Annotated in this window: 26 protein-coding genes and 1 pseudogene; 16 read left to right on the plus strand and 11 right to left on the minus strand. The window is 72.1% G+C overall.

What is annotated here, in order from left to right; genetic code table 11:
* Positions 1 to 111: 111 nt before the first annotated feature.
* Positions 112 to 1,290, minus strand: a complete 1,179-nt coding sequence (locus ACFZCP_RS05050) for an NAD(P)-binding domain-containing protein (protein WP_391424131.1) — start codon at positions 1,288 to 1,290, stop codon at positions 112 to 114.
* Positions 1,291 to 1,740: 450 nt separating this feature from the next.
* Here ACFZCP_RS05050 and ACFZCP_RS05055 point away from each other — a divergent pair, with 450 nt between their 5' ends.
* From ACFZCP_RS05055 to ACFZCP_RS05065, 3 genes are all read left to right on the plus strand, one after another.
* Positions 1,741 to 2,190, plus strand: a complete 450-nt coding sequence (locus tag ACFZCP_RS05055; protein WP_391424133.1) for a DoxX family membrane protein — start codon at positions 1,741 to 1,743, stop codon at positions 2,188 to 2,190.
* Between the two features lie 112 nt (positions 2,191 to 2,302).
* The gene (locus ACFZCP_RS05060) at positions 2,303 to 2,698 is read left to right on the plus strand and encodes an OB-fold domain-containing protein (protein ID WP_391424135.1); all 396 of its coding nucleotides are present in this window, start codon (positions 2,303 to 2,305) and stop codon (positions 2,696 to 2,698) included.
* A gap of 16 nt (positions 2,699 to 2,714) precedes the next feature.
* The gene (locus tag ACFZCP_RS05065; RefSeq protein WP_391424136.1) at positions 2,715 to 3,578 is read left to right on the plus strand and encodes a GNAT family N-acetyltransferase; all 864 of its coding nucleotides are present in this window, start codon (positions 2,715 to 2,717) and stop codon (positions 3,576 to 3,578) included.
* Between the two features lie 56 nt (positions 3,579 to 3,634).
* Here ACFZCP_RS05065 and ACFZCP_RS05070 read toward each other — a convergent pair whose 3' ends face one another.
* Positions 3,635 to 4,303, minus strand: coding sequence for a pyridoxal 5'-phosphate synthase (locus ACFZCP_RS05070; protein ID WP_391424138.1), 669 nt, complete (start codon positions 4,301 to 4,303; stop codon positions 3,635 to 3,637).
* Positions 4,304 to 4,479: 176 nt separating this feature from the next.
* On the opposite strand from ACFZCP_RS05070, the gene ACFZCP_RS05075 reads away from it, so the two are divergent.
* On the plus strand, positions 4,480 to 5,454 hold the full coding sequence (locus ACFZCP_RS05075) for a CorA family divalent cation transporter (protein WP_391424140.1): 975 nt from the start codon (positions 4,480 to 4,482) through the stop codon (positions 5,452 to 5,454).
* Between the two features lie 55 nt (positions 5,455 to 5,509).
* Positions 5,510 to 6,376, plus strand: a complete 867-nt coding sequence (locus tag ACFZCP_RS05080; RefSeq protein WP_391424142.1) for a GNAT family N-acetyltransferase — start codon at positions 5,510 to 5,512, stop codon at positions 6,374 to 6,376.
* Positions 6,377 to 6,459: 83 nt separating this feature from the next.
* On the opposite strand, the gene ACFZCP_RS05085 is transcribed toward ACFZCP_RS05080, so the two are convergent.
* Positions 6,460 to 7,629 carry an acetyl-CoA acetyltransferase gene (locus ACFZCP_RS05085; protein ID WP_391424143.1) on the minus strand — a complete coding sequence of 390 codons (1,170 nt, stop codon included), beginning with the start codon at positions 7,627 to 7,629 and terminating at the stop codon, positions 6,460 to 6,462.
* A 118-nt stretch (positions 7,630 to 7,747) separates the two neighbouring features.
* Here ACFZCP_RS05085 and ACFZCP_RS05090 point away from each other — a divergent pair, with 118 nt between their 5' ends.
* Together ACFZCP_RS05090 and ACFZCP_RS05095 are read left to right on the plus strand one after the other, a co-directional pair.
* A complete protein-coding gene (locus ACFZCP_RS05090) occupies positions 7,748 to 8,986 on the plus strand; it encodes an acyl-CoA dehydrogenase family protein (protein WP_391424145.1) in 1,239 nt (412 codons plus the stop codon).
* A complete protein-coding gene (locus ACFZCP_RS05095; protein ID WP_391424147.1) occupies positions 8,986 to 9,462 on the plus strand; it encodes a nitroreductase family deazaflavin-dependent oxidoreductase in 477 nt (158 codons plus the stop codon). The genes ACFZCP_RS05090 and ACFZCP_RS05095 overlap by 1 nt, the downstream gene beginning before the upstream one ends.
* A gap of 169 nt (positions 9,463 to 9,631) precedes the next feature.
* On the opposite strand, the gene ACFZCP_RS05100 is transcribed toward ACFZCP_RS05095, so the two are convergent.
* Positions 9,632 to 10,252, minus strand: a complete 621-nt coding sequence (locus tag ACFZCP_RS05100) for a LysE family translocator (protein WP_362681157.1) — start codon at positions 10,250 to 10,252, stop codon at positions 9,632 to 9,634.
* Between the two features lie 82 nt (positions 10,253 to 10,334).
* On the opposite strand from ACFZCP_RS05100, the gene ACFZCP_RS05105 reads away from it, so the two are divergent.
* Positions 10,335 to 10,787, plus strand: a complete 453-nt coding sequence (locus tag ACFZCP_RS05105) for an Lrp/AsnC family transcriptional regulator (RefSeq protein ID WP_362681155.1) — start codon at positions 10,335 to 10,337, stop codon at positions 10,785 to 10,787.
* A gap of 175 nt (positions 10,788 to 10,962) precedes the next feature.
* Here the strand turns inward: ACFZCP_RS05105 and ACFZCP_RS05110 are convergent, their stop codons facing one another.
* The gene (locus tag ACFZCP_RS05110; protein ID WP_362681152.1) at positions 10,963 to 11,610 is read right to left on the minus strand and encodes a TetR family transcriptional regulator; all 648 of its coding nucleotides are present in this window, start codon (positions 11,608 to 11,610) and stop codon (positions 10,963 to 10,965) included.
* Positions 11,611 to 11,732: 122 nt separating this feature from the next.
* On the opposite strand from ACFZCP_RS05110, the gene ACFZCP_RS05115 reads away from it, so the two are divergent.
* The 3 genes from ACFZCP_RS05115 to ACFZCP_RS05125 all read left to right on the plus strand — a co-directional run bounded on the left by ACFZCP_RS05115 (position 11,733) and on the right by ACFZCP_RS05125 (position 15,836).
* On the plus strand, positions 11,733 to 12,464 hold the full coding sequence (locus ACFZCP_RS05115; protein ID WP_391424150.1) for a VOC family protein: 732 nt from the start codon (positions 11,733 to 11,735) through the stop codon (positions 12,462 to 12,464).
* A gap of 257 nt (positions 12,465 to 12,721) precedes the next feature.
* A complete protein-coding gene (locus tag ACFZCP_RS05120; RefSeq protein WP_391424152.1) occupies positions 12,722 to 15,073 on the plus strand; it encodes a PQQ-binding-like beta-propeller repeat protein in 2,352 nt (783 codons plus the stop codon).
* 175 nt (positions 15,074 to 15,248) lie between these two features.
* Positions 15,249 to 15,836, plus strand: a complete 588-nt coding sequence (locus ACFZCP_RS05125; protein WP_391424154.1) for a hypothetical protein — start codon at positions 15,249 to 15,251, stop codon at positions 15,834 to 15,836.
* 113 nt (positions 15,837 to 15,949) lie between these two features.
* Here the strand turns inward: ACFZCP_RS05125 and ACFZCP_RS05130 are convergent, their stop codons facing one another.
* The gene (locus ACFZCP_RS05130) at positions 15,950 to 16,528 is read right to left on the minus strand and encodes a WHG domain-containing protein (RefSeq protein ID WP_391424156.1); all 579 of its coding nucleotides are present in this window, start codon (positions 16,526 to 16,528) and stop codon (positions 15,950 to 15,952) included.
* A 90-nt stretch (positions 16,529 to 16,618) separates the two neighbouring features.
* Here ACFZCP_RS05130 and ACFZCP_RS05135 point away from each other — a divergent pair, with 90 nt between their 5' ends.
* From ACFZCP_RS05135 to ACFZCP_RS05145, 3 genes and pseudogenes are all read left to right on the plus strand, one after another.
* Complete coding sequence (locus ACFZCP_RS05135) at positions 16,619 to 17,065, plus strand: anthrone oxygenase family protein (protein WP_391424158.1); 447 nt, start codon at positions 16,619 to 16,621, stop codon at positions 17,063 to 17,065.
* A 165-nt stretch (positions 17,066 to 17,230) separates the two neighbouring features.
* Positions 17,231 to 17,656, plus strand: coding sequence for a DUF4267 domain-containing protein (locus ACFZCP_RS05140; RefSeq protein WP_391424160.1), 426 nt, complete (start codon positions 17,231 to 17,233; stop codon positions 17,654 to 17,656).
* Between the two features lie 170 nt (positions 17,657 to 17,826).
* Positions 17,827 to 18,102: pseudogene (locus tag ACFZCP_RS05145) on the plus strand (hypothetical protein); the annotation flags it as partial.
* A 24-nt stretch (positions 18,103 to 18,126) separates the two neighbouring features.
* Here ACFZCP_RS05145 and ACFZCP_RS05150 read toward each other — a convergent pair.
* Positions 18,127 to 20,757 carry a DUF6185 family protein gene (locus ACFZCP_RS05150; RefSeq protein WP_391424162.1) on the minus strand — a complete coding sequence of 877 codons (2,631 nt, stop codon included), beginning with the start codon at positions 20,755 to 20,757 and terminating at the stop codon, positions 18,127 to 18,129.
* A 178-nt stretch (positions 20,758 to 20,935) separates the two neighbouring features.
* Between ACFZCP_RS05150 and ACFZCP_RS05155 the strand changes: the two genes are divergently transcribed.
* Positions 20,936 to 21,349, plus strand: coding sequence for a hypothetical protein (locus ACFZCP_RS05155; protein WP_391424163.1), 414 nt, complete (start codon positions 20,936 to 20,938; stop codon positions 21,347 to 21,349).
* Between the two features lie 7 nt (positions 21,350 to 21,356).
* On the opposite strand, the gene ACFZCP_RS05160 is transcribed toward ACFZCP_RS05155, so the two are convergent.
* From ACFZCP_RS05160 to ACFZCP_RS05170, 3 genes are read right to left on the minus strand one after another with little or no spacing between them, the layout of a single operon-like run.
* Entirely contained in the window at positions 21,357 to 22,142 is a 786-nt protein-coding gene (locus ACFZCP_RS05160) for an enoyl-CoA hydratase-related protein (protein WP_391424164.1), read from the minus strand.
* Positions 22,127 to 22,534, minus strand: coding sequence for an OB-fold domain-containing protein (locus tag ACFZCP_RS05165; protein ID WP_362681128.1), 408 nt, complete (start codon positions 22,532 to 22,534; stop codon positions 22,127 to 22,129). Before ACFZCP_RS05165 ends, ACFZCP_RS05160 begins: the two co-directional genes overlap by 16 nt.
* Positions 22,535 to 22,542: 8 nt before the next feature.
* Positions 22,543 to 23,697, minus strand: coding sequence for a lipid-transfer protein (locus ACFZCP_RS05170; protein WP_391424166.1), 1,155 nt, complete (start codon positions 23,695 to 23,697; stop codon positions 22,543 to 22,545).
* Positions 23,698 to 23,795: 98 nt separating this feature from the next.
* Here ACFZCP_RS05170 and ACFZCP_RS05175 point away from each other — a divergent pair, with 98 nt between their 5' ends.
* A complete protein-coding gene (locus ACFZCP_RS05175) occupies positions 23,796 to 25,418 on the plus strand; it encodes a FadD3 family acyl-CoA ligase (protein WP_391424167.1) in 1,623 nt (540 codons plus the stop codon).
* Positions 25,419 to 25,461: 43 nt separating this feature from the next.
* On the opposite strand, the gene ACFZCP_RS05180 is transcribed toward ACFZCP_RS05175, so the two are convergent.
* On the minus strand, positions 25,462 to 25,842 hold the full coding sequence (locus tag ACFZCP_RS05180) for a DUF3592 domain-containing protein (protein WP_391424169.1): 381 nt from the start codon (positions 25,840 to 25,842) through the stop codon (positions 25,462 to 25,464).
* Positions 25,843 to 25,930: the final 88 nt, after the last annotated feature.

Consider the following 25,930-nt stretch of genomic DNA (forward strand, 5'->3'; position numbering starts at 1 on the left):
CGTTCTTCCGGACGGGGCCGACTTCGGGTCGCTGCGCATCGGGGCCGGCCCGAGCGGGGTCGGGTGTGCGTGCCGGGGTCCGCGACCCCGGCACGGTCCGGAAAGGGGGTCCTAGGCGAGACTCCGGGCCACCGACTTGGCGATCTTCTGTGCGTCGATCGCCAGCTCCCGGAGCATCCCGCTGATCGGATTGGTGAACCCGGTGAAGTACAGGCCGGGCGCGTTCGCCGGTGTGCCGGATCCGTGGGCCACGGGTCGGCCGTGCCCGTCGAGCACGCCGAGGTGCCCGACCAGCCCTTCCAGCGCGCGCGTGTAGCCCGTCGCCGCGATCACGGCGTCCGGCGCGAGGCGGCTCCCGTCGGCCAGGAGCACCTTCCCGTCCTCGAACCCCTCGACGGCGGCCACGATCTCCACCTTCCCCTTGCGCACGGCGTCGATCAGGCCGACGTCCTGGACGGGGATGGCGCCCTCCCGCACCCTGCTGTACAGCCCGGTGCCGGGGCGCGGCAGGCCGTGCGCGGACAGGTCGGGCGTGCTCAGCCTCGCCACGGGACGCGCGAGCCGGTCGACGAGCCGGACCGGCAGGCGCCGCACCAGCACCCCCGAGTACTGGGCGGCCCAGCCGAAGGACGAGCGGCGCACGATGTGCGGGACGGTCCGCACGGCCAGCCGCACCCGCGCGGCCCCGCCCTCCACCAGGTCGACGGCGATCTCGGCGCCGGTGTTGCCGACGCCGACGACGAGCACGTCCCGGCCCGCGTACGGCTCGGCGTTCCGGTACACGCCGGCATGCAGGAACTCCCCGTCGTAACCGTCCAGGCCCGGCCACGGGGGCACCCGCGGGGTGTGGTTGTGGCCGGTGGCGACGACCACCGCGCTGCCGGTCAGCTCGCGCCCGCCGGAGGCGTGCAGCAGCCAGCCCTCGCCGTCCGCGGACCGCTCGACGCGGAAGACCTCCACGCCGGTGACGATCTCCAGCTCGTGGTGCTCGGTGTACTTCTCCAGGTAGCGCACCACGTCGTCCCGGGACACCCAGCGCCCGAACCGGCGCGGTACCGCGAGTCCCGGCAGGGCGGACAGCCGGCGGGTGGTGTGCAGGCGGAGCCGGTCGTAGTGGTGCCGCCAGGAGGCGCCGACCCGGTCGGCCTTCTCCAGCACCACGGCCCGTATGCCCCGCGCGCGCAGCGCGTACGCGGCGGCGAGTCCGCCGGGGCCGGCCCCGATGACGTAGACGGGGCGGTCGGCGGGGGTCGACGAGAGGTGTACGGGAGTGGGACGGGAGGCGGCCATGAGCGGGAGCGTAATCACCCACCCGGTTGATGGGTCTCGGTCAAGACCGGAATTGGTTGCGGATTGATCACGCCTGTGGGAGGTGTGCGTGGATCAGGTGTCGTAGCCGTTCCGGATCGTCGGAAGCGATGCATGTCATGCACGAATGCCACGGTCCCCGCCGGTCGCGCCGGGGCGCCGGCCCGCCTTGCGCCTGCGGTGTCCGCGCAGCTCGGCGATCCACTCGATCCGGTGGCCGGGGCCGAGGCCGGGGCAGGTGCCTGTGCCGTGCCCCCGTGCCGACGGCGGAGGCCGTTCGCTTCGCCGCCGGGGCCGGAGGCGGACGCAGCGGGGACCGAGGACGGTCACAGCGTGGACCGGAGGCGGTCGCAGCATGGACCGGAGGCTGTCGCAGCCGATCGGCGGCGGACCCCTCGGCTTTCCCGGTGATCTGACGTACCGTCAGATGCCATGGACGCGATCTGGCTGGACGGCGCGGAATGGCTCGCGGTGCTGCGCATAGGCCTCGGTCTGTGGTGGCTGGAGAGCTGGCGGCACAAGGACAAGAAGGCCTGGTTCCAGCGCGGGGCGGGCATCGCCTGGGCGGCGGACGTGGCGGCGAAACACCGCTGGGCCCCGGTGCGGTCGGGCTTCGAGACGGTGGTGAAACCGCGGCCGAAGCTGATGGCGTACATCGTGGCGTACGCCGAACTCGCCCTGGGCCTGGGCCTGATCCTGGGCGTCCTGACCCCAGTGGCCCTGCTGGGCGGCCTGGCCCTGAACGTCCTCTACTTCGTCCTCATGATCCACGACTGGGCGGAGCAGGGGCAGAACTCGATGATGGCGCTGATCTCGCTGGTCGGCTTCTTCGGCATGGCGTGGCAGACGTGGTCGCTGGACGCGGCACTGGGGTGGTTCTGATGCGGGCGGCGGGCAGGGCGGCCGGGGGCGACGGGGTGGTTGTGATGCCGGCGCCGGGCGGGGCGGCCGGGCGCGGTGGGGCGGGCCCGATGCAGGCACCGGGGCGGGTCTGGTGAGCGGCGCACGCTTCGACGTCCCCGAGACCGACGCCTTCACCCGCCCGTACTGGGAGGCGGCCGCCGAGGGCCGGCTCCTGGTCCGCCGGTGCGGGGCCTGCGGCCGGGCCCACCACTACCCCCGGGAGTTCTGCCCGCACTGCTGGAGCGAGGAGGTGACCTGGGAGGAGGCGAGCGGCCGCGCGACCCTCTACACCTGGTCCACGGTCCACCGCAACGACCTTCCGCCCTTCGGCGACCGCACCCCGTACACGGCCGCGGTGGTGGACCTGGCCGAGGGGCCGCGGATGATGACGGAACTGGTGGAGTGCGCGGCGGGGGACCTGGCGGCCGGGATGCCGCTGCGGGTGATGTTCCGCGAGGGAAAACCGGTGTTCGGGCCCGGCGTCTGACCGCAATCATGCAGACATGCATCCGGACGCCTGGCATCTGACCCACGACCTCGACGAGTTCCTCGCCCGTACCGGTGGCTTCCTCGGCTCCCGGCCGGCCCTGCACACGGTGCCGCTGACGGTGACCGACGCGCTGCGCACGCGTGGACTGAACCTGTTCGGCGAGCGGGCACCGCTGTTCGGGGCGCTGGAGGACGAGAGCGGCGCGGTCCTGGCGGCGCTCCTGCACACCCCGCCCTTCCCGGTCCACCTCACCCCGCTGGGCACGCGGGAGGCCGAGGCGCTGGCGGCCCGGCTGGCGGATCTCGGCCACCCGGTCACCGGGGTCTCGGGCGAACGGGATGCGGCGGCCGCCTTCGCCGCGGCCTGGCAGCGGCGCACCGGCACGGCGGGCCGGATCCACAAGAACCAACGGCTGTACCGGCTGGCGGAGTTGAGCGTTCCGCAGCCGGTGCCCGAGGGCCGGGCGCGGGTCGCCGGGCCGGCCGACCGGGACCTGCTGGTGCGCTGGAAGGCTTCGTTCATGGCCGATGTCGGCGAGCCCCTGAACCAGGATCCGGGCGGCTGGGCCGACGCCCGCATCGGACACGGCGGCGTCACCCTCTGGGAGACCCCGGACGGGACCCCCGTCTCCATGGCGGGGGTGACCCCCGAGGCGGCCGGCCAGGTGCGGGTGGCTCCCGTGTACACCCCGGCGGACCGGCGTGGCCGCGGCTACGCGGGCGCGGTGACCGCCGAGGTGAGCCGTGCCGCGCGGGACTCGGGGACGGCGGAGGTCCTCCTCTTCACCGACCTCGCGAATCCCACGAGCAACGGGCTCTACCGGCGGATCGGGTACCGGGGCGTGGCGGACTTCGCGGTGTGGGAGTTCGGGGGCTGACGGCGGGCCGACCGGTGGGCCGGCGGCGGGGAACCCGGGGCCGGCGGCGGGGGAGGTCAGGGCCAGAGCAGACCGCGGCTCCAGCCGAACCCGGTGCGCCGGTACTCCAGCCGTACGTGCCGTCGCTCGGCGTCCCCCTGGAAGAACTCGACCACCTCCGGCCGCAGCCGGTACAGCGTCCAGGTGGGCGAGGGCTCGGCCGGATTCGCCCGAGCCTTCTCCCACGCCGCTTGCGAGGCCCGCCTCAGCTCCTCCACCGACGCCAGCTGTTCGCTCTGCCGCCCGGTGAGCGCCGCCGCCAGCGCGCCCGTCGAGCGGGCGTGCAGGTCGGCCTGGCTCTCCTCGCAGGGCGCGGACGTCACCGGCCCCCGCACCCGCACCTGGCGCCCCAGCACCGGCCAGTAGAAGGCCAGGGCCGCGTGCGGGTGGGCGCTCAGCGCCCGGCCCTTGCGGCTCGTGGCGTGCGTCGCGAACGACCAGCCCTCCCCGTCGGCACCGTGCAGCATCACGATCCGCACGTCCGGCCTGCCCTCCTCGTCCGTCGTCGCGAGCGACATCGTGTGCGGCTCCGGCTGCCCCGCCTCCACCGCCTGGGCGAACCAGCTCGTGAACAGGAGCAGGGGCGTCGGCGGGGCGGTGTCCGGGTCGAAGGGGCGCAGCTGCGTCACCTCGGGCGACCAGACCCGCAGCGAACGCAGCATCTCGTGGAGATCCTTGTGTGCCATGGGCCGAGTATCGCCTCGCCGCCCGGCACCGGGGCCGCCCCCGTGGTCGGCGGCCACCGGCCGGCCCGTCACCCGGTGGGCCGCACGCCGCGAGGCGCGCGAGTCCCTCCGGGTGCGGGGACGCCGGGCCGTGCGCACGCTGGGACCGTGGGCGCCGGGACCAACGGAGAGGGGCGATGATCGTAACGGTGGTGTCGATGCCGGAGGGGGGCGTCACGCGTACGGACGTGACGGAGGTACGTGAGCGCCTCGCCACATCCGATTTCCTGCTCGTCGACGTCGAACTGCCCGAGGCGCCGCCGGCCGAGGCGCCGCCGGTCTCGCACCAGCTCGGCCTGGAGCCGGAGAATCCGCTCTGGCTCGGCAGGGAGGGCGTACCGGCCCGGGCCGAGTTCCTCGGGGACCGGGCCGCTTTCGTCGTACCCGTGGTCAAGGGGGGCGAGGTCGCCCATGTCCATGCCCTGGTGACCGAGCGGTTTCTCCTCACGGTCCACCGGGGACAGGCCGGCCTGCGGGAGAGCATCACCGCGCAGCTGCAGAGCGAGCAGCCTCCCGACACCGTGGCCGTGCTCTTCCTGCTGCTCCAGGAGGCCATGGCGACCTACCGCCGGTCCGCCGTACAGGACCTGCTGCTGGTGGAGGAACTGGAGGACGAGATGTTCCAGGGACGACGCCCCGACCAGATCTACCGGCTGTCACAGCTGCGACGGCACTCCGCCCTCCTCCACCGCACGCTCCTGCCCTACCTCCAGGTGATGGACGAGATGTTCACCCGAAGGATGATGGACCGCAGCTTCCCCAAGGCGCGCCAGCGGCTCGCCCGCGAGTTCCAGCACGCGGCGAGGCTGGTGCACACGGACATCGAGTCCCTCCAGGACGCCTCCCGGCGCGCCTTCGCCAGCTACTCCACCCTCGTCTCCGGGGAGCAGAACGCCGTCATCAACCGGCTGGCCATCGTGTCGGTGATCTTCCTGCCGCTGTCGTTCCTGACCGGGTTCTTCGGCATGAACTTCAGCTATCTGACCGACGAGATGGAGAGCAAGGACGTCTTCTGGCTGCTCGCCATCGGCCTGCAGACCGTCGTCGTGCTCCTCGCGCTCTACGTCCTGCACCGCACCCGCATCTGGCGCAGGCTGCGGGACGACGACTGAGAGCCGGCCGGAAACCGGGTGCGGGCCGTCGGTGCGGTGGTGTGTGATCGGGGGCATGGCGATTGCGCTGGGCGAGCCGGGGGCCGACGGGTTGAGCGAGGCCGTGGGCGCGCTGCGGGAGTGGCAGTACGAGGGGGCGCCCATGCAACTGCATCCGGGCGATCTTGGCTGGTTCTGGCGGTTCGGTGCGCAGGCGACGGCCGCGGCGGTACGGACCTGGAGCCGGGGCGGGCGGATCCTCGCCGTCGGGCTGCTGGACGGCCCCGGGCTGCTGCGGCTGACGGTCGCGCCGGACGCCCGGCGGGACGAGGAGCTGGCGCAGCGGCTGGCCCAGGACGTGACCGTGCCGGAGCGGGGCGTACTGGCGGAGGGGACGGTGCACGTCGAGGCGCCCATGGACGCGCTGGTCCAGGATCTGCTGTCCGAGGGCGGCTGGCACGCCGACGAGCCGTGGACGCCCCTGTGCCGCGACCTCACCGAGCCGGTGGAGGACCCGGGCGTGCGGATCGGGGTGATCGGACCGGAGCAGGCGCACGTGCGGACCGCCGTGCAGCGGGCGTCGTTCGACAGGTCGGCGTTCACGGACGAGCGCTGGCACGCGATGGCGGCCGGACCGCCGTACGCCGACGCCCGGTGTCTGGTCGCGTACGACGACCGGGGCGACGCGGTGGCGGCGGTGACGGTGTGGTCGGCCGGTCCGGGCAGGCCCGGGCTGCTGGAGCCGACGGGCGTGCACCGGGAACACCGCGGTCACGGCTACGGCAGGGCGATCACCGTCGCCGCGGCGGCCGCACTGGGGGAGCTGGGCTCGTCGAGCGCGATCGTGTGCACCCCGAGCTCCAACACCGCCGCCGTCGCCACGTACACGTCGGCCGGCTTCCGGCCACGCCCCGAGATCCGGGACCTCCGCCGGGACGCCTAGGGTCCTGCCTCCGGATCGTCCGGCGTCAGGTCGCGACGGCTCCCGCCGGACCCGGTCACCGGCCGAGGATCACCGGCCGAGGATCACCGGCCGAGGACCACCGTCCCCGAGGAGCAGAACCAGCCGCCCGTCCCCGACGCCACTCCCAGCCGCGGCAACGCACCGTCCCGCGCGTGCACTTGGCGCTCACCGGCCTCGCCGCGCAGCTGACGCACCGCCTCCACCAGCAGGAACAGGCCCCGCATGCCGGGGTGCTGGGCCGACAGGCCGCCGCCGTCCGTGTTCACCGGCAGCTCGCCGCCGCGGACGAGCAGACGGCCCTTGTCCACGAACGCCCCGCCCTCGCCCTTCCCGCAGAAGCCCAGGTCCTCCAGGGTCACCAGGGTCATGTAGGTGAAGGCGTCGTAGATCTGCGCGAAGTCGATCTCGGACGGGCGTACCCCGGCCCGTTCGAAGGCGAGGCGGCCGCTCACCGCGGCCGGGGAGACGGTGAAGTCCTGCCACTCGGACATCGTGGCGTGGGAGAGGTGCTCGCCGGTGCCGAGGATCCACACGGGAGGCTTGCGGCAGTCCCGCACGTACTCCTCGGCCGCCAGCAGCACCGCGGCCCCGCCGTCCGAGCGGATGCAGCAGTGCAGCTTGGTGAACGGGTCGGCGATCATCGGGCCGGCGAGGACGTCGTCGACCGTGATCGGTTCGCGGAACATCGCCTGCGGGTTCAGGGCCGCGTTGGCCCTCGCCTGCACGGCGACCTCGGCCAGCTGCTCGATCGTCGTGCCGTGCTCGATCATGTGGCGGCGTGCGGCCATCGCGTACTTGGCGATCAGGGTGTGGCCGTAGGGGACCTCGAACTGGAGGGGGCCGCGTGCGCCGAAGGAGAGGTTTCCGGTCCTGCGGCCCGCCTTGATGTCGGCGCGTGCCGTGGAGCCGTAGACCAGCAGGACCGCGTTCGCGTGGCCCGCCGCTATCGCGTCCGCCGCGTGCGCCGCCATGACCTCCCAGGTCGAGCCGCCGACGGAGGTGGAGTCCGCCCAGGTGGGGTGCAGGCCCAGGTACTCGGCCACCTCCACGGGGGCCAGCGTGCCGAGGCCCGCCGAGGCGAAGCCGTCCACCAGGGCGCGGTCCAGGCCCGCGTCCGCGAGGGCACGGCGGGCCGCCTGGGCGTGCAGGGCGTACGGGGTCGCGTCGTCCACGCGGCCGCAGTCGGAGAGGGCCACCCCGGCCACGGCGACTTTCCGGTTCCCGGGCTTCATGGATCTGACGGTACATCAGATACCGCGCCTCGCGGCAGTGTCGTGCCTCTGTGCTTACCCCTCCGCCCGGCCTAATATGACGGACCGTCAGATCAGGTTCGGAGGGATCGGATCAGCCATGGACACGCGCCTCACCGCCGAGCAGGACGAGATCCGCCGCACCCTGCGCGAACTGCTGCACAAACGCTGCGGCACCGAGGGACTGCGGGCCGCCGTGGACAGCCCGGCCGGGTACGACCCCGCCCTGTGGACCGCCCTCGCCGACCGGCTCGGCCTGCCGGGGCTGGCGCTCCCCGAGGCCTACGGCGGCGTCGGCTGCTCGGTCACCGAACTCGCCCTCGCCTGCGAGGAGGTGGGGCGCACCCTCGCCCCCTCCCCGCTGCTGGCCACCGCCGTCCTCGCCGCCCCACTGATCCTCACCCTCGGCACCGAGGCCCAGCGTGCCGAACTGCTGCCCCGCCTCGCCGCCGGCACCCGCACCGCCGCCCTCGCCGTCCCCGGCCCCGCCCTCACCACCGCCCTCGCCCTGACCGGCGGCAACGACGGACAGTGGGCCGGCGGGGGACGGGCCGGCGGTGTGCAGGCCCGGTACGACGCGGACGGGTGGCGGTTGTACGGGCAGGTCGACCAGGTGCTGGACGGGCACAGCGCCGGACTGCTCCTGGTCGCCGCGCACACCGGTGGGTTCGCGCGCTCACGGACGCTGCTGTTCCTGGTCGCGGGGGACGCCGAGGGGGTGCTGCGGGCCCGGCAGACCGCGCTCGACGCCACCCGCCCGCAGGGGCGCATCCAACTGAGGGACGTTCCCGCCGAGCTGCTGGGCACCGCCGGCGCGGACGTGCTTCCCGCGCTCGCCGCACTCGGGGACACCGCCGCCGCCGTGCTCGCCGCCGAGGCCGTCGGGGCCGCCGACCGGGCGCTGGAGCGGACCGTCGAGTACGTCGGGCAGCGGGAGCAGTTCGGGCGGCCCATCGGTTCCTTCCAGGCGGTGAAGCACCGGCTCGCGGACGTGTACGTGGGGGTGCAGTCCGCCCGCTCGGCCGCCTACTACGCCGCCTGGGCGACCGCGAACGAATCAGAGGGTGCCGCGCGCAGCGTCCCCTCGCAAGGGCGGTGGCGGGAGACGGGCGGGCAGGTGGGCCGGCTCGCGCTCGCACAGGCGCTCCAGGCGCTGCGGGGCGCGGCCGCGGAGGCGATCCAGCTGCACGGCGGGATCGGGTTCACCTGGGAGCACGAGGCCCATCTGTACTTCAAGCGGGCGGCCGGCGACGAGCTGCTGTTCGGGCCGGTGCACCGGCTGCGGGACCGGGCCGCCGAGGCCGCCGGGCTGTTCGCGGGCGGGGAGGTGGCGGTCTGATGGCCGGCGTCGGCGTGCGGCTCGTGCAGAGGGTGTCCGCCACCCGGGCCTTCGCGAAGGTCGCCCCGCACGTGGTCCCGGCCCTGGACCGGGCCGTGCACCGGCTGACCCGGGGAAAAGTGCTGCTCAGCGCACAGATGCTGCCGGGCGTGATCCTCACCTCGACGGGGGCGAGGAGCGGGCGCGCGCGGCGGACCCCGCTGGCCTGCATGCCGGAGGAGGACGGACACGGCTGGCTCCTGGTCGGCTCCAACTTCGGCCGCACCGACCACCCCGCCTGGACCCACAACCTGCTCGCCCATCCGGAGGCCTCGATCAGCTGGAAGGGCCGGGACATCCCCGTCACGGCCCGGCTGCTCCAGGGCGAGGAGCGGGCTGCGGCCTGGAGGAAACTCCTGGCGTTCTGGCCGCCGTACGCCACGTACCAGGGACGGGTGGAGCGAGAGATCCGCCTCTTCCGCCTCACCCACCGCTAGCCCCAAGGACCTGAAGACCACCCCCAACGCCACGACGATCCCCCTCAGGGACGCGGCCAACAGCACGGCGTTCCCCTTCAGGGGCGCGGGGAACTGCGCGACCAGCCCCGGCGCTGCCGCAGACACCCACCGACCCCAGCCCACCCCCACCCCCCGGCCCCCAGCGAAGCTAAAGCGTTGCCAACCGCTCCACCAGCAAAAACGCGCCGATTCCAAGCATCGCCGCCCCCGAGGTGCGGGTGACCGCGCGAGCCGCCACGGGGCGGGCGGCGAGCAGCGCGCGGGCGAGTGCGCCCACGGTGAGGTAGACGGCCGCGCAGCACGCCATATGGAGCAGGCCCATCGCCGCCGTCTGCGCGGGTACGGGGAGATGGGCGCCCGTGAGGGTGAGGAACTGGGGAAGGACGGACAGGTAGAGCAGCAGGCCCTTGGGGTTCAGGCCGCTGATCGTGGCACCCCGCAGGAAGAGCCGGCGGCCGGTGCCGGGATCCTCGTCCGCGGCCCCCGGGACCACCGGGCGGCGCAGCACACCCCAGCCCAGCCAGAGCAGATAGCCGGCGCCCGCGACCGTCAGCGCGGTCAGCAGGCGCGGCGAGCCCGCCACCAGCACCGCGAGGCCCGCCGTCGCCAGCACCGTGTGCAGGGCGTATCCCGAGACCAGACCCGCCACCGCGCGCGGCACCGAGCTGCCGCGCAGGGCGGTCGCGATGACGTACGCCCAGTCGGCGCCCGGCACACACACCAGCAGCAGGTCAACGGCGAGGAAGGAGAAGAGCAGTCCCGAGTCCATGCTGGGGAGATTAGGCGCGAATGGCCCGAAAGTGTTCCCGAAGTTTGCCCATGATCGCAGCTTCTGAGCAAATATCTTCTTCATGGACGACGTAGACCGGAAAATCCTTGCCGAGCTGCAGCAGGACGGGCGGCTGACCGTGACCGAGCTGGCCGCCCGGGTGCGCCTGAGCGTCTCGCCCTGCCACCGGCGGCTGCGCGAGCTGGAGCGGTCCGGCGCCATCGAGGGCTACCGCGCGGTGGTCGACCCGGCCGCGCTCGGGCTGAACTTCGAGGCGCTGGTCTTCGTCTCCATGCGGCAGGAGGACCGGGAGACGGTCGTCGAGTTCGAGCGGGCAGTCAGCGAGCTGGAGCACGTGCTCGACGCCCAGCGGCTGTTCGGCGAGCCCGACTACCTGCTGCGGGTGGCCACCGCCGACCTCGCCGCCTTCCAGCGGCTGTACGACGAGCGCCTGGCGACCCTGCCGGGCGTGCAGCGCCTGACCTCGACGCTGGTGATGAAGCACGTGGTGCGGGACCGGCCGCTGCCCGCATAGCGGCGCAGGCGGTGGTTCACCCCATGTGAACCACCGCCTGCCAGACAGGACTTGGAACTTCCCGGAGCCGCAGAACCCGGGAGACGGAACCCGGCATCGGAAACCCGGCATCGGAAACTTGCATCGTAAAGCCGGAATCGGAAGCCTCGAAAACGGGATCCTGGAAAAGGGGCCGCTACTTCGTCGGCTTCTTGCCGGTCACGCCCAGGTGCACCAACAGCGCCAGGTTCGGCTTGAGTTCCGCCTGCTTGACGCCCCAGCTCTGGAAACCCTTCTGGTGCGAGGCCACCGCGGCGAGCATCGCGACCATCGAACCCGCGATCGCGGCCGGGTTCACGTCCTTGTCGACCCTGCCCTTGGCCTGCAGTTCCGCGATGGAGTCGGCAAGGGAGTTGTTCACCGAGTTCAGGATCTTCATGCGGATCTTGTAGAACCGTTTGTCCCCCTCGGCGGCGCCGAGGTCCACCACCCGCAGGATCGCATCGTTCTTCCGCCAGAACTCCAGGAATCCGTCCACCAGTTCCTGGGCGGTCTGCCAGCCCGCCTTGCCGGCCCAGGAGCGCCCTTCGAGCAGCTCGGTCAACCCGGCGCCCTCGGCGGCCATTTGCTCGGCGATCTCCAGGACGGCGCCCTCGACGTCCGGGAAGTACTGGTAGAAGGTCGCGGGCGAAGTGCCCGCCTTCCGGGCGACATCGATGACCTTGACGTCCCGGTACGGGGAGGAGCTGAGCATCTCGCTGAGGCAGTCGAGCAGCTTCTGCCGGGTCGCCTGCCCACGCCGGCCGGCCACGCGGCCGTCGACGGTACGCACTTGTCCTGTCATGCCGTCAGCTTACCGAGGGGTGATCGGAGCGCGATTCGGCCGACTGCAAATGGGGTGCACGGGTGCGCTGAGGGTGGTGTGGCTGGTCTGCGGGGTGCGCGCGGCGCGGTTACTTTGGCGGCATGGCCGAAAACAGGGCATCGGTGTACGGAGAGGGCGTCCCCTGCTGGGTGGACGCGCAGCTTTCCGACGTGGAGGCGGGCAAGCGGTTCTACGGGGAGCTCTTCGGGTGGACCTTCTCCGAGCCCGGGGAGGCCTACGGCTCCGCCGTGTGGGCCCGGCTGGACGACGAGCCCGTCGCCACGCTCGCCCGCAAGGCGGACGGCCGGATGCCCAGCGTCTGGACGGTGTACTTCGCGACGCCGGACGCCGTGGCCCTGGGGCGGCGGATCGTCGCGGGCGGCGGCCGGCTCATCACGGGCCCGGTGGCCCTGGGCGATCTCGGTGTCCACGCCCTGGCCACCGACCCCGACGGCGCGGTGTTCGGCCTGTGGCAGCCGGGCAGTCACGAGGGCTTCGGCCGGTGGCACGAGCCCGGCACGTTCGTCTGGGCCCAGCTGTACACGCGCGACACCGCCGTGGCCAACACCTTCTACGGCGACCTCTTCCACGAGGCCCTGTTCGGCGCCGACGCCGAGCCCGACTTCGGCCGCGCGGACGTCTCCGAGGTCTTCCCTGCCGAGATGCCCCCGCACTTCCTCGCCCACTTCGGGGTCGGGGACCTCGACGACGCCCTCGGGGCCGTGCAGCGGCTCGGCGGGCGGGTCCAGGTGCCGCGGTTCGAGGCGTCGTACGGACAGGTGGCGGTCGTCACCGACAATCAGGGGGCGTCGTTCGCGGTACTGCAGCGGTGATGCGCGGTACCGCAACGGTGCTGCACGGGACCGGCGCGACCGGCACGTCCGGTCGGCGGGACGAGAAATAACCCCATTCGGTCATATTCGGACCTTTTTGGCATGGGACACCCCGATTTATCACTGGGTTCGCCACCGGCCCTTTGGCCAGGAAGAATCGGGGTGCGTGCCACCGGGGCGGTGTGGTGGTGAGACGCTGCACTTCGGCCGCGTACATATGTAGGGTGGCGCGGCTCGTACGGGGAGGTGGCAGGCAAGTGGTGGATCAGCTGACGCAGCACGATCCGCGGCGGATCGGGCCGTTCGAGGTGCTGGGCCGGCTGGGCGCCGGCGGCATGGGGCTGGTCTATCTGGCACGCTCGGCCTCCGGCCGGCGCGTGGCGATCAAGACGGTCCGCACGGAGCTGGCCGAGGACCAGCTCTTCCGTGTGCGCTTCACCCGTGAGGTGGAGGCGGCCCGCGCGGTCTCCGGCTTCTACACGGCGGCCGTCGTCGACGCCGACCCGCGCGCCGCCGTCCCGTGGCTGGCCACGGCCTACGTTCCCGCGCCCTCGCTCGAAGAGATAGTGAACGATTGCGGGCCGCTCCCGGCCCAGGCCGTGCGCTGGCTCGCGGCGGGCGTGGCCGAGGCCCTGCAGTCCATCCACGGCGCCGGCCTCGTCCACCGCGACCTGAAGCCGTCCAACGTCCTGGTGGTCGAGGACGGGCCCCGGGTGATCGACTTCGGCATCGCCTCCGGCGTCTCGAACACCCGTTTGACGATGACGAACGTCGCCGTCGGCACCCCGGCCTACATGTCGCCCGAGCAGGCCAAGGACTCCCGCAGCGTCACCGGCGCCAGCGACGTCTTCTCGCTCGGCTCCATGCTGGTCTTCGCCGCGACCGGTCACCCGCCCTTCCACGGCGCCAACCCGGTCGAGACCGTGTTCATGCTGCTGCGTGAGGGCCCGGACCTCACGGGCCTGCCCGACGAGCTGCGCCCGCTCATCGAGGTCTGCATGCAGATGGAGGCCACCGGCCGCCCGAGCCCCGCCGACCTCCAGGCCCAGCTCGCCCCCCACCTCTTCGGCTCCGGCTCCGACGACAGCGGCACCGCCTCCGCCTGGCTGCCGGAGAAGGCGGTCGCCCTCATCGAGTCCCGCCGCGGCGGGCGCCCCGCCGCCAAGCCCGCCCCCGTCTCGTCCGGCCCCCGCAGCGGCGGCCGCTCGGCCGCCCCGCCGCCGCCCTCCTACGACCCCGCGATCCCGGCCTCCGCGCCGGTCGGCGCGGTGGGCGCCCCCGACACCGGCCCGGTCCGGCTGGCCGGCGCCCAGGTGCCCATCGGCCCCGGCCCGCGCGTCGCCGACGCCCGCGCCGCCGCCGTCAAGGCACCTCCGCCGGAGGCCGGCCTGGTCGCCAGCTGGTCCCGCCCCCGCCCCGGCGTCAACGGCGCCGACCCCGCCGGACCGCCCGTCCCGGCCGCACCCCCGGAGACGGCCACCGGATGGCGCCCCTGGCGCTTCAGGATGTCCAACGACGTCTGGGGCACCCCGTCCGTCGACGGCGACCTGGTCTACGTCAACTCCTTCGAGGTGCACGCGCTGGACGTCGGCACCGGCCGCCGCCGCTTCAAGACCCGGGACGTCGCCTGGTCCATGGCGGTCGCCGACGGCCGCATCCACGCCTCCGACGGCCCCACCCTCTTCGCCCTGGACGCCCGCGAGGGCACCGACCTGTGGCGGCTGTCCACCGACTCCTGGGTGTACTCCCTGCAGGCCGACCACGGCACGGTCGTCACCGGCACCCGCGGCGGCGGCGTCCAGGCCTGGGAGGCCGCCAACGGCCAGAAGCTGTGGGAGATCAGCGGCTGCCAGACCGACTTCGAGTCCCCCGAGGCGGGCCCCGCCGTCCACGACGGCACCGTCTACGTCTGGCAGGACGCCCGTCTGCGCGCCCTGGAGGCCCGCACCGGCGAGGAGCGCTGGTCCTACCCCATCGGCGACGCGGCCTCCTGCGGCGGCGTCCCGGTCCGTATCGCCCCGGCCCCCGACGGCTACGTCTACCTCTCCGCCGGCACCCGCGTCCTGGCCGTCGACGTGGCGAGCGGCATGGTCCGCTGGCACTTCGAGGCCCCCGCGGTGTTCCTGTGTCCGCCGGCCTACGCCCCGGGCCCGGCGGTCACCGGCGGCGGTATCTACCTGGCCGACTACCTCGGCACGGTCTACGCCCTGGACGCCACCGACGGCCGCGACCGCTGGCGCATCGCCACCGAGGCCCGCTCCTCCATCGAGCCCGTCCTGGTGGCGGCCGGACACGTCCACGTGGGCAGCGGCAAGGGCCTCTACACCCTGGACGCGGTCACCGGCACCCCCAAGTGGCGCTTCCAGGCCGGCGGCGACGTCGTCGGCGCCCCCTCGGTCGCCGAGGGCCGCATCCACTTCGGTTCCAGCGACCATCTGCTGTACACGCTGAAGGCCGACGACGGCCGGCTCAGGTGGAAGCTGGCCACGGGCGGCGAGATCACCGGCTCGCCGGTCGTCAAGGACGGGGTGGTGTACGCGTGCAGCAAGGACCGGTGCGTGTACGCGCTGGACGCGGAGAAGGGGACGGGCACGGCCCGCACGGCGTGAATGCGTGACGGCCGTCGTACCGGTGTACACGGAAGGGCTCCAGACGGCGGCCGTCCCACGGCTGACGCTACCCCCGGCACCGGCCACCCGCCAGGTGGTGCCGGGACGGTGGAGGACCGGTGGAGGGGCCCGGTCGGCGGGGGAGGGGCGAGAGGGCGGCCGATAGGCTGACCGCATGTTCGCACGGGGGCGCACACTCAGGTTCACGGCCGTACTGACCTTCGTGGTCCTCAGCCTCACCGGCTTCTCCTCCGGGCGGTACCACAGCCGCCACGGGCACGGCGGCGGGGGCGGCTGCAGCAGCTCCCACCAGGACCACGACACCTCGTCCTCGTCCTCGACGTCCACCTCGGGCGGCGGATCCTACGGCGGCTCGGACGACGACGGCTACGCAAGCAGCGGCACGAGCGGCAGCACCGGCGGCTCCTACCACCGGCGCCCCACCCACCGCTCCACCTCCACCCCGACCGGCAGCGGCAGCAGCACGCCGCTGCGGGACGGGACGGCGAGGCTGATCAGCTGCGCGACCGGCCGGCGCCCGTACGCGACGGTCGAGGTCACGAACCCGAACAGCCGCACGGCCGGCTTCCAGGTCCGCGTCACCTTCTACGACGCCGAGGGCACCGAGCTGCTGAACAACGCCTCCCCCGTGGTCTCCGTACCCGCGCAGGGCACGGCGACCACCCGGGTGACACTCGGCCCGCGCTTCCTGTCCTCGGTCGACCACTGCCGCACGGACCCGCAGGCCGGCGTCAGGCCCTAGTCGTGCTGTTCGGGCAGGTTGGTGATCAATGAGCATCCCAGCCTCCGGGGCGGGTGCCCCGTCTGGGGTACGGAGCCCGAGGGCCCCGGCTGCGTGCCCGCCGGGACCGTGTGTCAGAGCACGGCGAGCCGGTCCACCAGCAGCTCCACCCTCGGCTCGGCGTCCTCGGGCAGCAGGCGGCGCGCGCGGGTCAGGGTCGCAAGGCCGTGCAGGGCCGCCCAGAACACCTCGGTGAACAGCCCCGGGGGGACGCCGTCGCCGGCGACCTCGTCGAGAGTCTCCAGCAGGGCGGCGAAGGCGTCCTTCAGAGGCTCGGGGGTGTCCTCCTGTGCGTACGCCAGGCCGCCGTCGAGCTGGAACAAGGCGTCGTAGACCGCCGGGTTGCGTGCGGCGAAGTCGAGGTAGGTGCGGGCCAGGGCGGTGACCCGGGCGCGCGGGCCGTCCGCGGCGGAGGTCGCGGCCCGCACCGCCGCGGCCAGTTCGGCTGCCCCCTGAAGGGCGACGGCGCCGATGATCTCGCGCTTGCCGCGGAAGTGGCTGTAGAGGACGGGCTGACTGTATTCGATGCGCTCGGCGAGCCGGCGGGTGGTGACTGCGTCCCAGCCCTGCTGCTCGGCGAGTTCGCGGGCTGTTGCCACGATGAGGCGCTCGCGCTCCGCCCGTTCGCGTTGCTTGCGTTCCTGTACCGACATGAATCGATCCTAGCACCGCTAGACAATCGAGCGGCAGCAGTACTAGCGTTGCCTCATCGGCTAGCAACGCTAGTTCACGGAGGGATCGTCATGCTCGACGCACTTGAGGTCGTCACCACCGTCGTCGTGGGGCTGATGGTGGGGGTGGAGTTCTCCGTCGCCTTCATCATGAACCGGATCCTGGACGCGCTTCCCGAGGACAGCGGCCAGCTCGGCCACGCCCACGGCGGCCGGATGCTCGGCGCCCTGATGCCGTTCTGGTACATGGGCTCGCTCGTCCTCAGCGCGATCTGGGCCATCGCCGGATGGCACCACCACGGCGCCGGACTCGTCGTCACCGCCGCCGGCCTGCTGATCGTCAGCGTGGTCATGTCGATGCTGCTGCTCGTCCCGATCAACAACCGGAACAAGACCTGGACCCCCGAGAACCGGCCCGCCGACTGGAAGCAGCAGCTGCGCCGCTGGGACCGCTACCACTACGTCCGCGTCGCCGTCATCATCGCCGCCTTCACCCTGCTGGTCGCCGCCCTCACCTGATACCACCGCTGCCCCGACATGCACGGGTTCGCCCCTGTGCATCGACGGCTTTCGGCAAGCTGCGCCCCTCGATCAGCCGCGTCCACACGGCTGATCGGGCGCCCTACGACTCACCGGGTTCCACGAAGCTCACCAAGCCGACGAAGACTCGCAAGGAGAGGCACAATGTCGCTGAAGAAGATCAACACCGTCCTGGTCGCCGCCTTCATCCTCTTCATCCTCTGGTTCGGGACGGAATTCATCCTGAGCCCGGGGACGACGGCGCCGGGCTTCGGCCTGCCGAGCTGGCCGTCCGGCGACGGCGGCGGCTTCCTGATCATCAAGGGAATCCGCGACGTCGTCCTGGCCCTGGTCCTGGGCATCCTGCTGGTGACGGGCCACCGCCGGGCGCTGGGCTGGGTGCTGCTGGTGGAGGCCCTCGCCGCGTACGGCGACATGGCCACCGTGCTGGCCCACCACGGCTCCGTGGCCATCGCGCTCGGCGTCCACGGCCTGACCGCGACACTGATGGTGGTCAACGGCCTGCTGATCATGCGCGAGACCCGCAAGGTCGCGGCCGCTCGGGCAACACCCGCCCCGCAGCCCGTCTAGGGCACGCAGGCGTGGCGGGGCGTCGCCACTCGGTACGACAAGATCCCGGACAGCTGCCTCGCCCGTCTTCACCTGCGCGCCTCGATGATCTGGATCAAAGACCTCGCCAGAGCGACTCATTGATCACGACCCGATACGCGCCCTAGGAGTTGCCGTCAAAGTGTGACGCCTGGCCCGGACAGATGGACCACAGCCTGCGCGACGACTGGCTGGACCAGCAGACGGAGACGGCGTGGGCCCTGGCCGACGACCTCGAGGGCGTGGAGTGGTCCACGCTCTCCCTCCCCGTGGACGGGGTGGCGGCCTCGTTCTACTACCGGGAGTCCGAGTTCGGCTGGGTCCCGGCACGGCGGAGGCGGGCGTGCACCTGGGGGCGTACGGGGCGCGGGATGAGCGCGTACGGTCTGGGATCCGCCGTGGTCAAGGACATCGCCGCCTACGCCTGACCTGCCGGGCCCGGGTGCGCTGCCTCACCGGGCCCTGTGCGTCAGATTGACCCAGATCCCCGCGATGGCCACCGTCTGGACGAGGATCCAGGCGATCTGAATGGACAGGCCGCGCAGTTGGTAGACGAACAGCAGCAGGGCGAAACGGCTGGGTAGGTACTGCCAGTCCTTGCGGAAGGTCGTCAGGTCCATCCAGATGCTGGTGAGCGTCAGGACGCACAGGAGGAGCGCGGCGTACAGGAACAGCTGGCGGGGATCCGTGTCGATGACATGGATGAACGCGGCGGCCAGTACTACGGGGACGCCGAAGGCGGCGGTGAGGAGCCACGTCCGTGCCTGGCTCCGGCGTCCCGGCAGCAGACGCCACAGAGCCCCTAGCGTGAAGCCAGCCGCCGCCCATGCCATCTGGTAGAGAATCAGATCGGCGACGAATTCCGGAATGCCGACGGGGGTGAACAGAATCTGCGCTCGCCCGTAGGGATCCTGTGCCTGGTAGTAGAGCAGCAGCCCGGTGGCCGGCAGCCCGAACCGGAATGCCAGACGCGCCGCGCGGACCGCATTGGACCACCAGTGCCCGTCCGGTCCCCAGGCCAGGGCGATGTCCAGTACCGAGATCTGCTCCGGCGGATCGGCTCCCTCGCACCCGGTGACCAGCCAATTGCGCAGGTCTTCCAGCTCTTTTTCCAGCCCCTCGTAGGTCACCCCGCCTGCATGACCCTGGTCCACCAGGCGCATCTGGTGGTTGACGTTGAGGTAGTGGTGGGCCTTCTCCAGCAATTCGTCCCGGTGCGGCTCGGTGCCCAGCCTTTTCGCATAGAAACTCCCGCCCATCCGGCTCAACACGGACCAGCGGCGCCCGACGCCGAGGACGACGTACATGGCGGCGATGTTCAGCACCAGCCAGACGCCGTACAGTGCGCTGGCACCCGCGAACTTCGCCGCCCGCAGTCCGACGAAGAAGGCGAACAAGGAGACGATCAGCAGGAGATCCAGCTTGCTCGGCCCGGGGGAGAACCGCTCGAATCGGCGGCGGCCCCGTGTCCGGGCCGGCCTGTTGCGGTAACGCAGCAGCGCCAGCAGGGCGATGCCTGACAGTACCCAGCTGTAGGTGAAGATCCATTTCAGGTCACTGAAGAAGAAGTTCTCCAGCAGCTTGCTCTGGTACGCGTTGTACGCGGCAGGGTCGTACTGCTCGGCGAGCCAGTTGACGCGCCCCCATTGTTTCGCGTTCGCCTGCCAGGCGAACGCGAGCAGAATCCCGGCGACGGCCGTCAGCAGACATCCGACGACGGCCACGCACTGCGCCGGGACCCTGTTCCACTGCCGGGTCCAGCGCTCGCGCAGCAATCCTCCTTCGTGCGCGAATCGCCAGGCCCAGGCGAGCATCGCGGCCAGCCACAGCCACACGGTCGCCAGGCCGACCAGGACAAGCCCGATGCGGCCCGGGGCGGTTGTCGTCCCCGGCTCCAGGTTCTCCGGAAGACCGAAGACACCGTGGGCCACGATCACCAGCAGGGCGATCCCCGCGACAGCACACGCGGCTGCCGTGACGGCGCGAGCCTGACGACGCTGGATGCCGCGGACGCCGCCGGACCGGGCCGGCTCGTCAGGGCTGGCGCCAGGTGCGGTCTGTGGCGCGCCGAGTACCCAGGGGCGGGCGACGAGCACCAGGGCCAGGCCCGCGGGAATGCACAGGACGGCGTACGACCGGGGTGTGACTCCCTGCTGTGGGATGAGCAGCAGCAGCGCCAGAGCGACCGCCCCGCTGAGTACGGCCCACTCCAGCAGCGTCCGCGTGAAGCTCATGCTGTGTCCGGTGTCGGGGACGTCCGCCGCCGGTTGCTGGGCCACGTCCCCGACCGGTGGTGGGGGCGGCGTCCCGTGCGCGGCGGCTGTTCCGGTGCGCCGGGCACGGAGTGCGGCCACAGCGATCAGGATCGAGGCGCACACCCACCACGAGGCGATGCCCGCGGTGGCCCAGAGCGACTGAGTGAGCGTCGCCGTTAGCCGGCGCTGCCAGGGCGGATCGACCTCCACCTGGACCTCTTGGGGCAGCCTGTCCTTCCACACCAGCTCGTTCTCCGTGGAGGACGACGCCCGTTCCACCAGGTCGCTGAAGCCGAGGCCGCCCAGATCGGCCTCGATCCGCTTCCACCGGACGGTCTGAAGTGTCGGCGGCCACAGGTAGACCATCCACGTTCTCCCTGTGGGGACGATTTCCCAGGGGCCCACAAGGAAGGGCTTGTCGCTGGTGATCCAGTTGTACGCGATGTAGTGCACCTCGACAAAGGAGTCGGTGGCGGTCACCACGGGATCGCGGGGATGCCACTCGTTGCGCGAGCCGGGAGTCTCGTCGCCGAGCAGCAGGCACCGCATGGCCAGGCGGTACTGCGGGGACTGCACGCTGAACGTCAGCTGCTTGGAGAGCGGCCACAGTCTCGGCACCCGCACTGTCATGTCGGAGACGACCCAGGGATGCGACTGCTTGTGCTGCCGCAATCGCAAGGTGGCCTCGACGCTGCTGTCCTCGAGGCGTTCCGACTGGCAGCTGGTACCGGGGTCCCGCCGCTGTTGCGCCGACGCCGGGTCGCACGTCCACACGCATGACACCAGCACCACGAGTGACAGCAGCCGCCACCATCGAGTCATCGCCATAGGGCCGACACCTCTCCCTGTCCCCGGCGAATCTAGACAAAGCGTTGTATCTGTCATGCACAGACACACGTCGAATCCCTGACGCACACCCTCTTGGGTGTGCCAGTGGCATTTGCGGAGCCTGGTTCGGCGCCCGACAATGGAAGCCGGTGACCGTCAGCCGATTGACGGAGGACCCATGACCGACACCCAGGTGGGCGTCCCGCGCAAGTCGCTTCCCCGGTTCGAGGAGGCCGAAGGGCTGGGCCCCCAGGACGCAGAGTTCGTCGAGGACCTGGTGGCGGTACTGGCCAAGCACGGGAATCTGAACCGTTTCGGCCTGTGCCTGCTGCACGACCACTTCCCGCTCCGCGCGGACGAAGTGCTGGTGGAGACGAACGACCCCGAGACCCGCACGCTGCATGCCCACGTCGAGAGGGCGGACGGGACACGGCACGCCAAGGCGTCGCAGTGGCGGTTCGTGCCCCATGCCGACGGCGAGGCGTACGCGAAGTCGGCAGCAGGCCCCTGCCAGGAGATCATGCTGTGCACCACGCTCGACCTGTGCCCGGGGCGCGAGCACGAACGGCACGACCGCCGCTCCGACCACTAGGGCTGGGCTAGCGCAGCCGGTACTCCGGCCGCCTGCCGGCGAACAGCTCCGCCTGCCGCCCCGGCGGCAGGTTGCCGAGCGCGATCAGATGCGGTGCCTGCGCGAACGCCTGCGCACGTGCGGCCTCCTTCGCCGCCCACAGCGCCCGCACGGTCCCCTGTACCCCCTCCGTCGGGGCTCCGGCGACGACCACGGCACAGCGCACGGCCGCCTCCAGCGCCCGTCCCTCCTCCGTGAGTTCGGACACGAGCCCGATCTCGTGGGCGCGCTGCGCGCAGAGGCGCTCCGCGCTCCCCATGAGCATCATCCGAGCGACCTCCCCGTACGGCATCCGGTGCGCCATCAGCACGGACTCGTAGGCGCTGACCATCCCGTACGTCGTGTGCGGGTCGAAGAAGACGGCGGTGGTGTCGGCGACGACGAACTCGCTCTCCCCGAGCAGATAGAAGGCGCCCCCGCACGCCATCCCCCGCACGGCGGCCACGACCGGCTTCCACAGGTCGTTCGCCTTCGGCCCGATCGCCAGCAGCGGATCGTCCTGCATGTACGGCGAGGAGGGCTGCGGCACGGCGAAGTCCCGGTCGATGCCCGTGCAGAAGGCCCGCTCCCCGGCCCCCGTGAGCACGACGGCCCGCACCGAGTCGTCGAACCGCAACGCGCGCCACACTCCGCTGAGTTCCCGGACCATGTCCTCGTCGACGGCGTTCAGCCGTCCGGGCCGGTCCAGGGTGACGACGGCGACGCCGGTGTCCTTGTCGGCCGAGAGCCGCACCGTGCTCACGCCGGCACCCACTGCACACGTCCGTCGCAGAACACCGCCTGGACCCGGGCGCCGATCCTGATGCGCTGCGGATCGAGGGAGTCGAGCGGTGCCCCGGCGCGGCTCACCAGATTGCCGACGAGCCGTATCCGCGGCGCCTCCTCCAGCTCCACGACGACGACGTTGTACGGCGCCTGCTCCGCGTAGTCCGGCAGCAGCGGCGGATGCGGCACGACGTACGACCACACCCGCCCGCGCCCCGAGACCGGCCGCCACTCGCCGGCGAAGGACTGGCAGTGCGGGCAGCAGGGCCGGGGCGGGAAACGAGTCTCGCCGCAGTCGGCGCAGGCCTGGACCCGCAGCTCGCCGCGCGCGGCGTACTCCCAGAAGGGGGCGCCGTCGGTGTCGATGACGGGATTCAGCATGGGGAACCTCAACTCCTCAGCAACAGAGCGGACGTCGGCACGCCCTCGCCTGCCGTCACCAGACAGGTGGCGGCCCCGGGAACCTGCGCGGTACTGCTGCCGCGCAGCTGCCTCACCCCTTCGTTGATGAGGTTGAAGCCGTGCACATAGGCCTCGGAGAGCCCGCCTCCGCCGGTGTTGAGGGGCAGCCGCCCGCCGATCTCCAGGGCGCCCTGCTCGGTGAAGGCCCCGCCCTCCCCCCGCCCGCAGAAGCCGTAACCCTCCAGGGAGAGGGGTATCAGGGCGGTGAACGCGTCGTAGATCTGCGCCACGTCCACGTCCTCGGGCGTGAAGTCGGCGTGCTTCCACAGATGGCGGGCGGCGGTCCAGGCGGGGCCGGTGAGCGGGTCGTCGTTCCAGTAGTTGACCATGCCGTGGTGCTGGGCGGGCAGCCCCTGGGCGGCGGAGTGGACGTAGACCGGGGTCCGGCGGCAGTCCCGGGCGCGCTCCCTGCTCACGATCACGCAGGCGAGGGCCCCGTCCGTCTCCAGGCAGTTGTCGAAGAGGCACAGCGGCTCGCTGATCCACCGCGAGGTCATGTACATCTCGCGGGTGAGCGGCCGTTCGTACATCACGGCGGCGGGGTTCTGGTTGGCCCGGTTGCGGCAGGCGAGGGCGACGTTGAACAGGTGGTCGCGGGTGGCCCCGTACTCGTGCATGTAGCGGCGGGTGAGCATGGCGATCTCGTCGGCGGGCCGCAGCAGCCCGAAGGGCCGGGTCCACTGCGCCGGAGTGGGCAGCTGGACCGTGGTGCTGGTCCACGGCCGCACCCCGCTGCCGCGCTTGCGCGAGCGCCAGGCGACGCCGACGGTGGCCTGCCCGGCGGCGATCGCGGCGGCCAGGTGGGCGACGGTGGCGCAGGACCCGCCGCCCCCGTACCCCACCTTGCTGAAGAAGGTGAGGTCCCCGAAGCCGACCGCCTTCGCCAGCTCCACCTCGTCGGTCTCCTCCATCGTGTAGGAGGCGAGGGCGTCGACCTCGCCGGGGGCGATCCCGGCGTCGTCGAGCGCGGCGAGGACGGCCCGGCAGGCGAGCGTCTTCTCGTCCTCGGGCAGCTGCTTGGCGAACGCGGTCTGCCCGATCCCGACGATGGCGGTGGCGTCTTTCAACCCTGGTCCCGACATGGCCGACCCCCCTCTGCGAAGCCCCACTCGTGCTGACAGCCCGTCAGGTTACAGCTAATCTGACGGTCAGTCAGCTATGTGTGTGGGGGAGGTCTGCTGTGAGCGACTGGGACACCATTCCTCGTCTGGTGCGGTCGTCGGCCGAGCGGTACGCGGACACCGAGGCGGTGGTCGAGGGCCGTACCCGGATCACGTACGCGGAACTGGGCGCGCGGGTGGAGCGCGCGGCGGCGGCCTGCCTCGCGAGCGGTGTGCAGCCGGGCGACCGGGTGGCGATCTGGTCCCCGAACTCCCTGGACTGGATCGTCGCCGCACTGGGCGCGGTCTCGGCGGGAGCGGTGCTGGTGCCGCTGAACACCCGCTTCAAGGGGGCGGAGGCGGCGGACGTGCTGCGCCGCAGCGGGGCGAGACTGCTGTTCGTGACGGGCACCTTCCTCGGCACGTCGTACGTGGCGTCGCTGCGCCGGGCGGCCGGATCCCCCGGCGGCGCCGGGCACCCGCTCCCCGGGCACCCGCTCCCCGGGCTGCCGGCGCTGGAGCAGGCGGTGGTGCTGTCGGACGACGCCCCCCAGGACTTCCGCACCTGGAAGGACTTCCTGGCGGGCGGGGAGGGCGTGGCCGCGTCCGAGGTGCGGCGCCGCGAGGAGGAACTGGACGGCGGCTGTCTGTCGGACATCGTCTTCACCTCGGGGACCACGGGCCGCCCCAAGGGCGCGATGATCACCCACGAGCAGACCCTGACCGCCTACGACATCTGGGCGGACCTGGCGGGCCTGCGCAGCACGGACCGCTACCTGATCGTCAACCCCTTCTTCCACACCTTCGGCTACAAGGCCGGGGTGATCGCCTGCCTGATGCGCGGGGCGACGATGATCCCGCAGCCGGTGTTCAACGTGGACACGGCACTGGCCAACATCGCGGCGGAGCGCGTGTCGGTGCTGCCCGGCCCGCCGACGCTGCACCAGTCGCTCCTGGACCACCCGTCCCGGGACGCCCACGACCTGTCGGCGCTGCGCCTGGTGGTGACGGGCGCGGCCGTGGTGCCACTGCAACTGGTGGAGCGCCTGCGCGGCGAACTGGGCGTGCAGACGGTGCTGACCGCGTACGGCCTGTCCGAGGCCAGCGGCATCGTCACGATGTGCCGCCGCGGCGACGACCCCTCGGTGATCGCCTCCACATCGGGACGGGCGATCCCCGGTACGGAGGTCAGGGTGGCCGGCCCGCAGGGCACACCCGTGCCGGCCGGCACTCCCGGCGAGGTCCTGGTCCGGGGCTTCAACGTCATGCGGGGCTACTACGAGGACCCGGCCGCCACGGGCGAGGCCGTCTCGCCCGAGGGCTGGCTGAGCACGGGCGACGTGGGCGTCCTGGACGAGGCGGGCAACCTGCGCATCACGGACCGCCTCAAGGACATGTTCATCGTCGGCGGCTTCAACGCCTACCCGGCGGAGATAGAGCAACTGCTCGGCCTGCACCCGGACGTGGCCGACGTCGCGGTGATCGGCGTACCCGACGCCCGCCTCGGAGAGGTCGGCAGGGCGTACGTGGTGCGCAGGGCGGGCGCGGTCCTGACCGGCGACGACCTGATCGCCTGGGCGCGGCGGGAGATGGCGAACTACAAGGTGCCCCGGGCGGTGGAGTTCATGACGGAGCTGCCGCGCAACGCGAGCGGGAAGGTGGTCAAGGGGGAGCTGCGGGCGCGCACGGGCCGTCGGGCCTGAGCCGGTCCGCCACAGGCGGGTACGGAATCGCCCGGGGACGCGGTCAGTTCTTCAGGGCGATCAGCACGGAGGCGCCGCCGACGGCGACTTTGGCGAGCGCCGCGACCAGCACCGCCCCTGTCATATACCTGTACTTGAGCACCCGTGCCGACTGCGGGTTCCGGCGGTCGTACACCACGGGAACCTCGACCCCGGTCGCCAGGCCCATCCGGGTCCCCTCCACCGTGGGCGAGAACTCCACGCGGTGCCCCTGCTGGTCGACGAAGGCGATGACCGGCACCCAGTAGGTGCTGTCGGAGTCGGCGGGCGCCTTCTGGCGGACCACGAGACCCTGCGTGCGGATGCCGTCCCGATGCAGTCGCCGCACGATGACCGCCTCCCGCACCGCCGCGCCGAGCACCAGCAGGCCAAACGCACCGCACACCGCCGCACCCCACGAAAAGCTCACCGTGGACCGCCCTTTCCGCTGCGTCCGGCACCCCGAGTCCTCGCACACGGAGGGACGCAGCACC

The sequence above is a fragment of the Streptomyces sp. NPDC007971 genome (assembly GCF_042958635.1).
GTDB lineage: Bacteria > Actinomycetota > Actinomycetes > Streptomycetales > Streptomycetaceae > Streptomyces.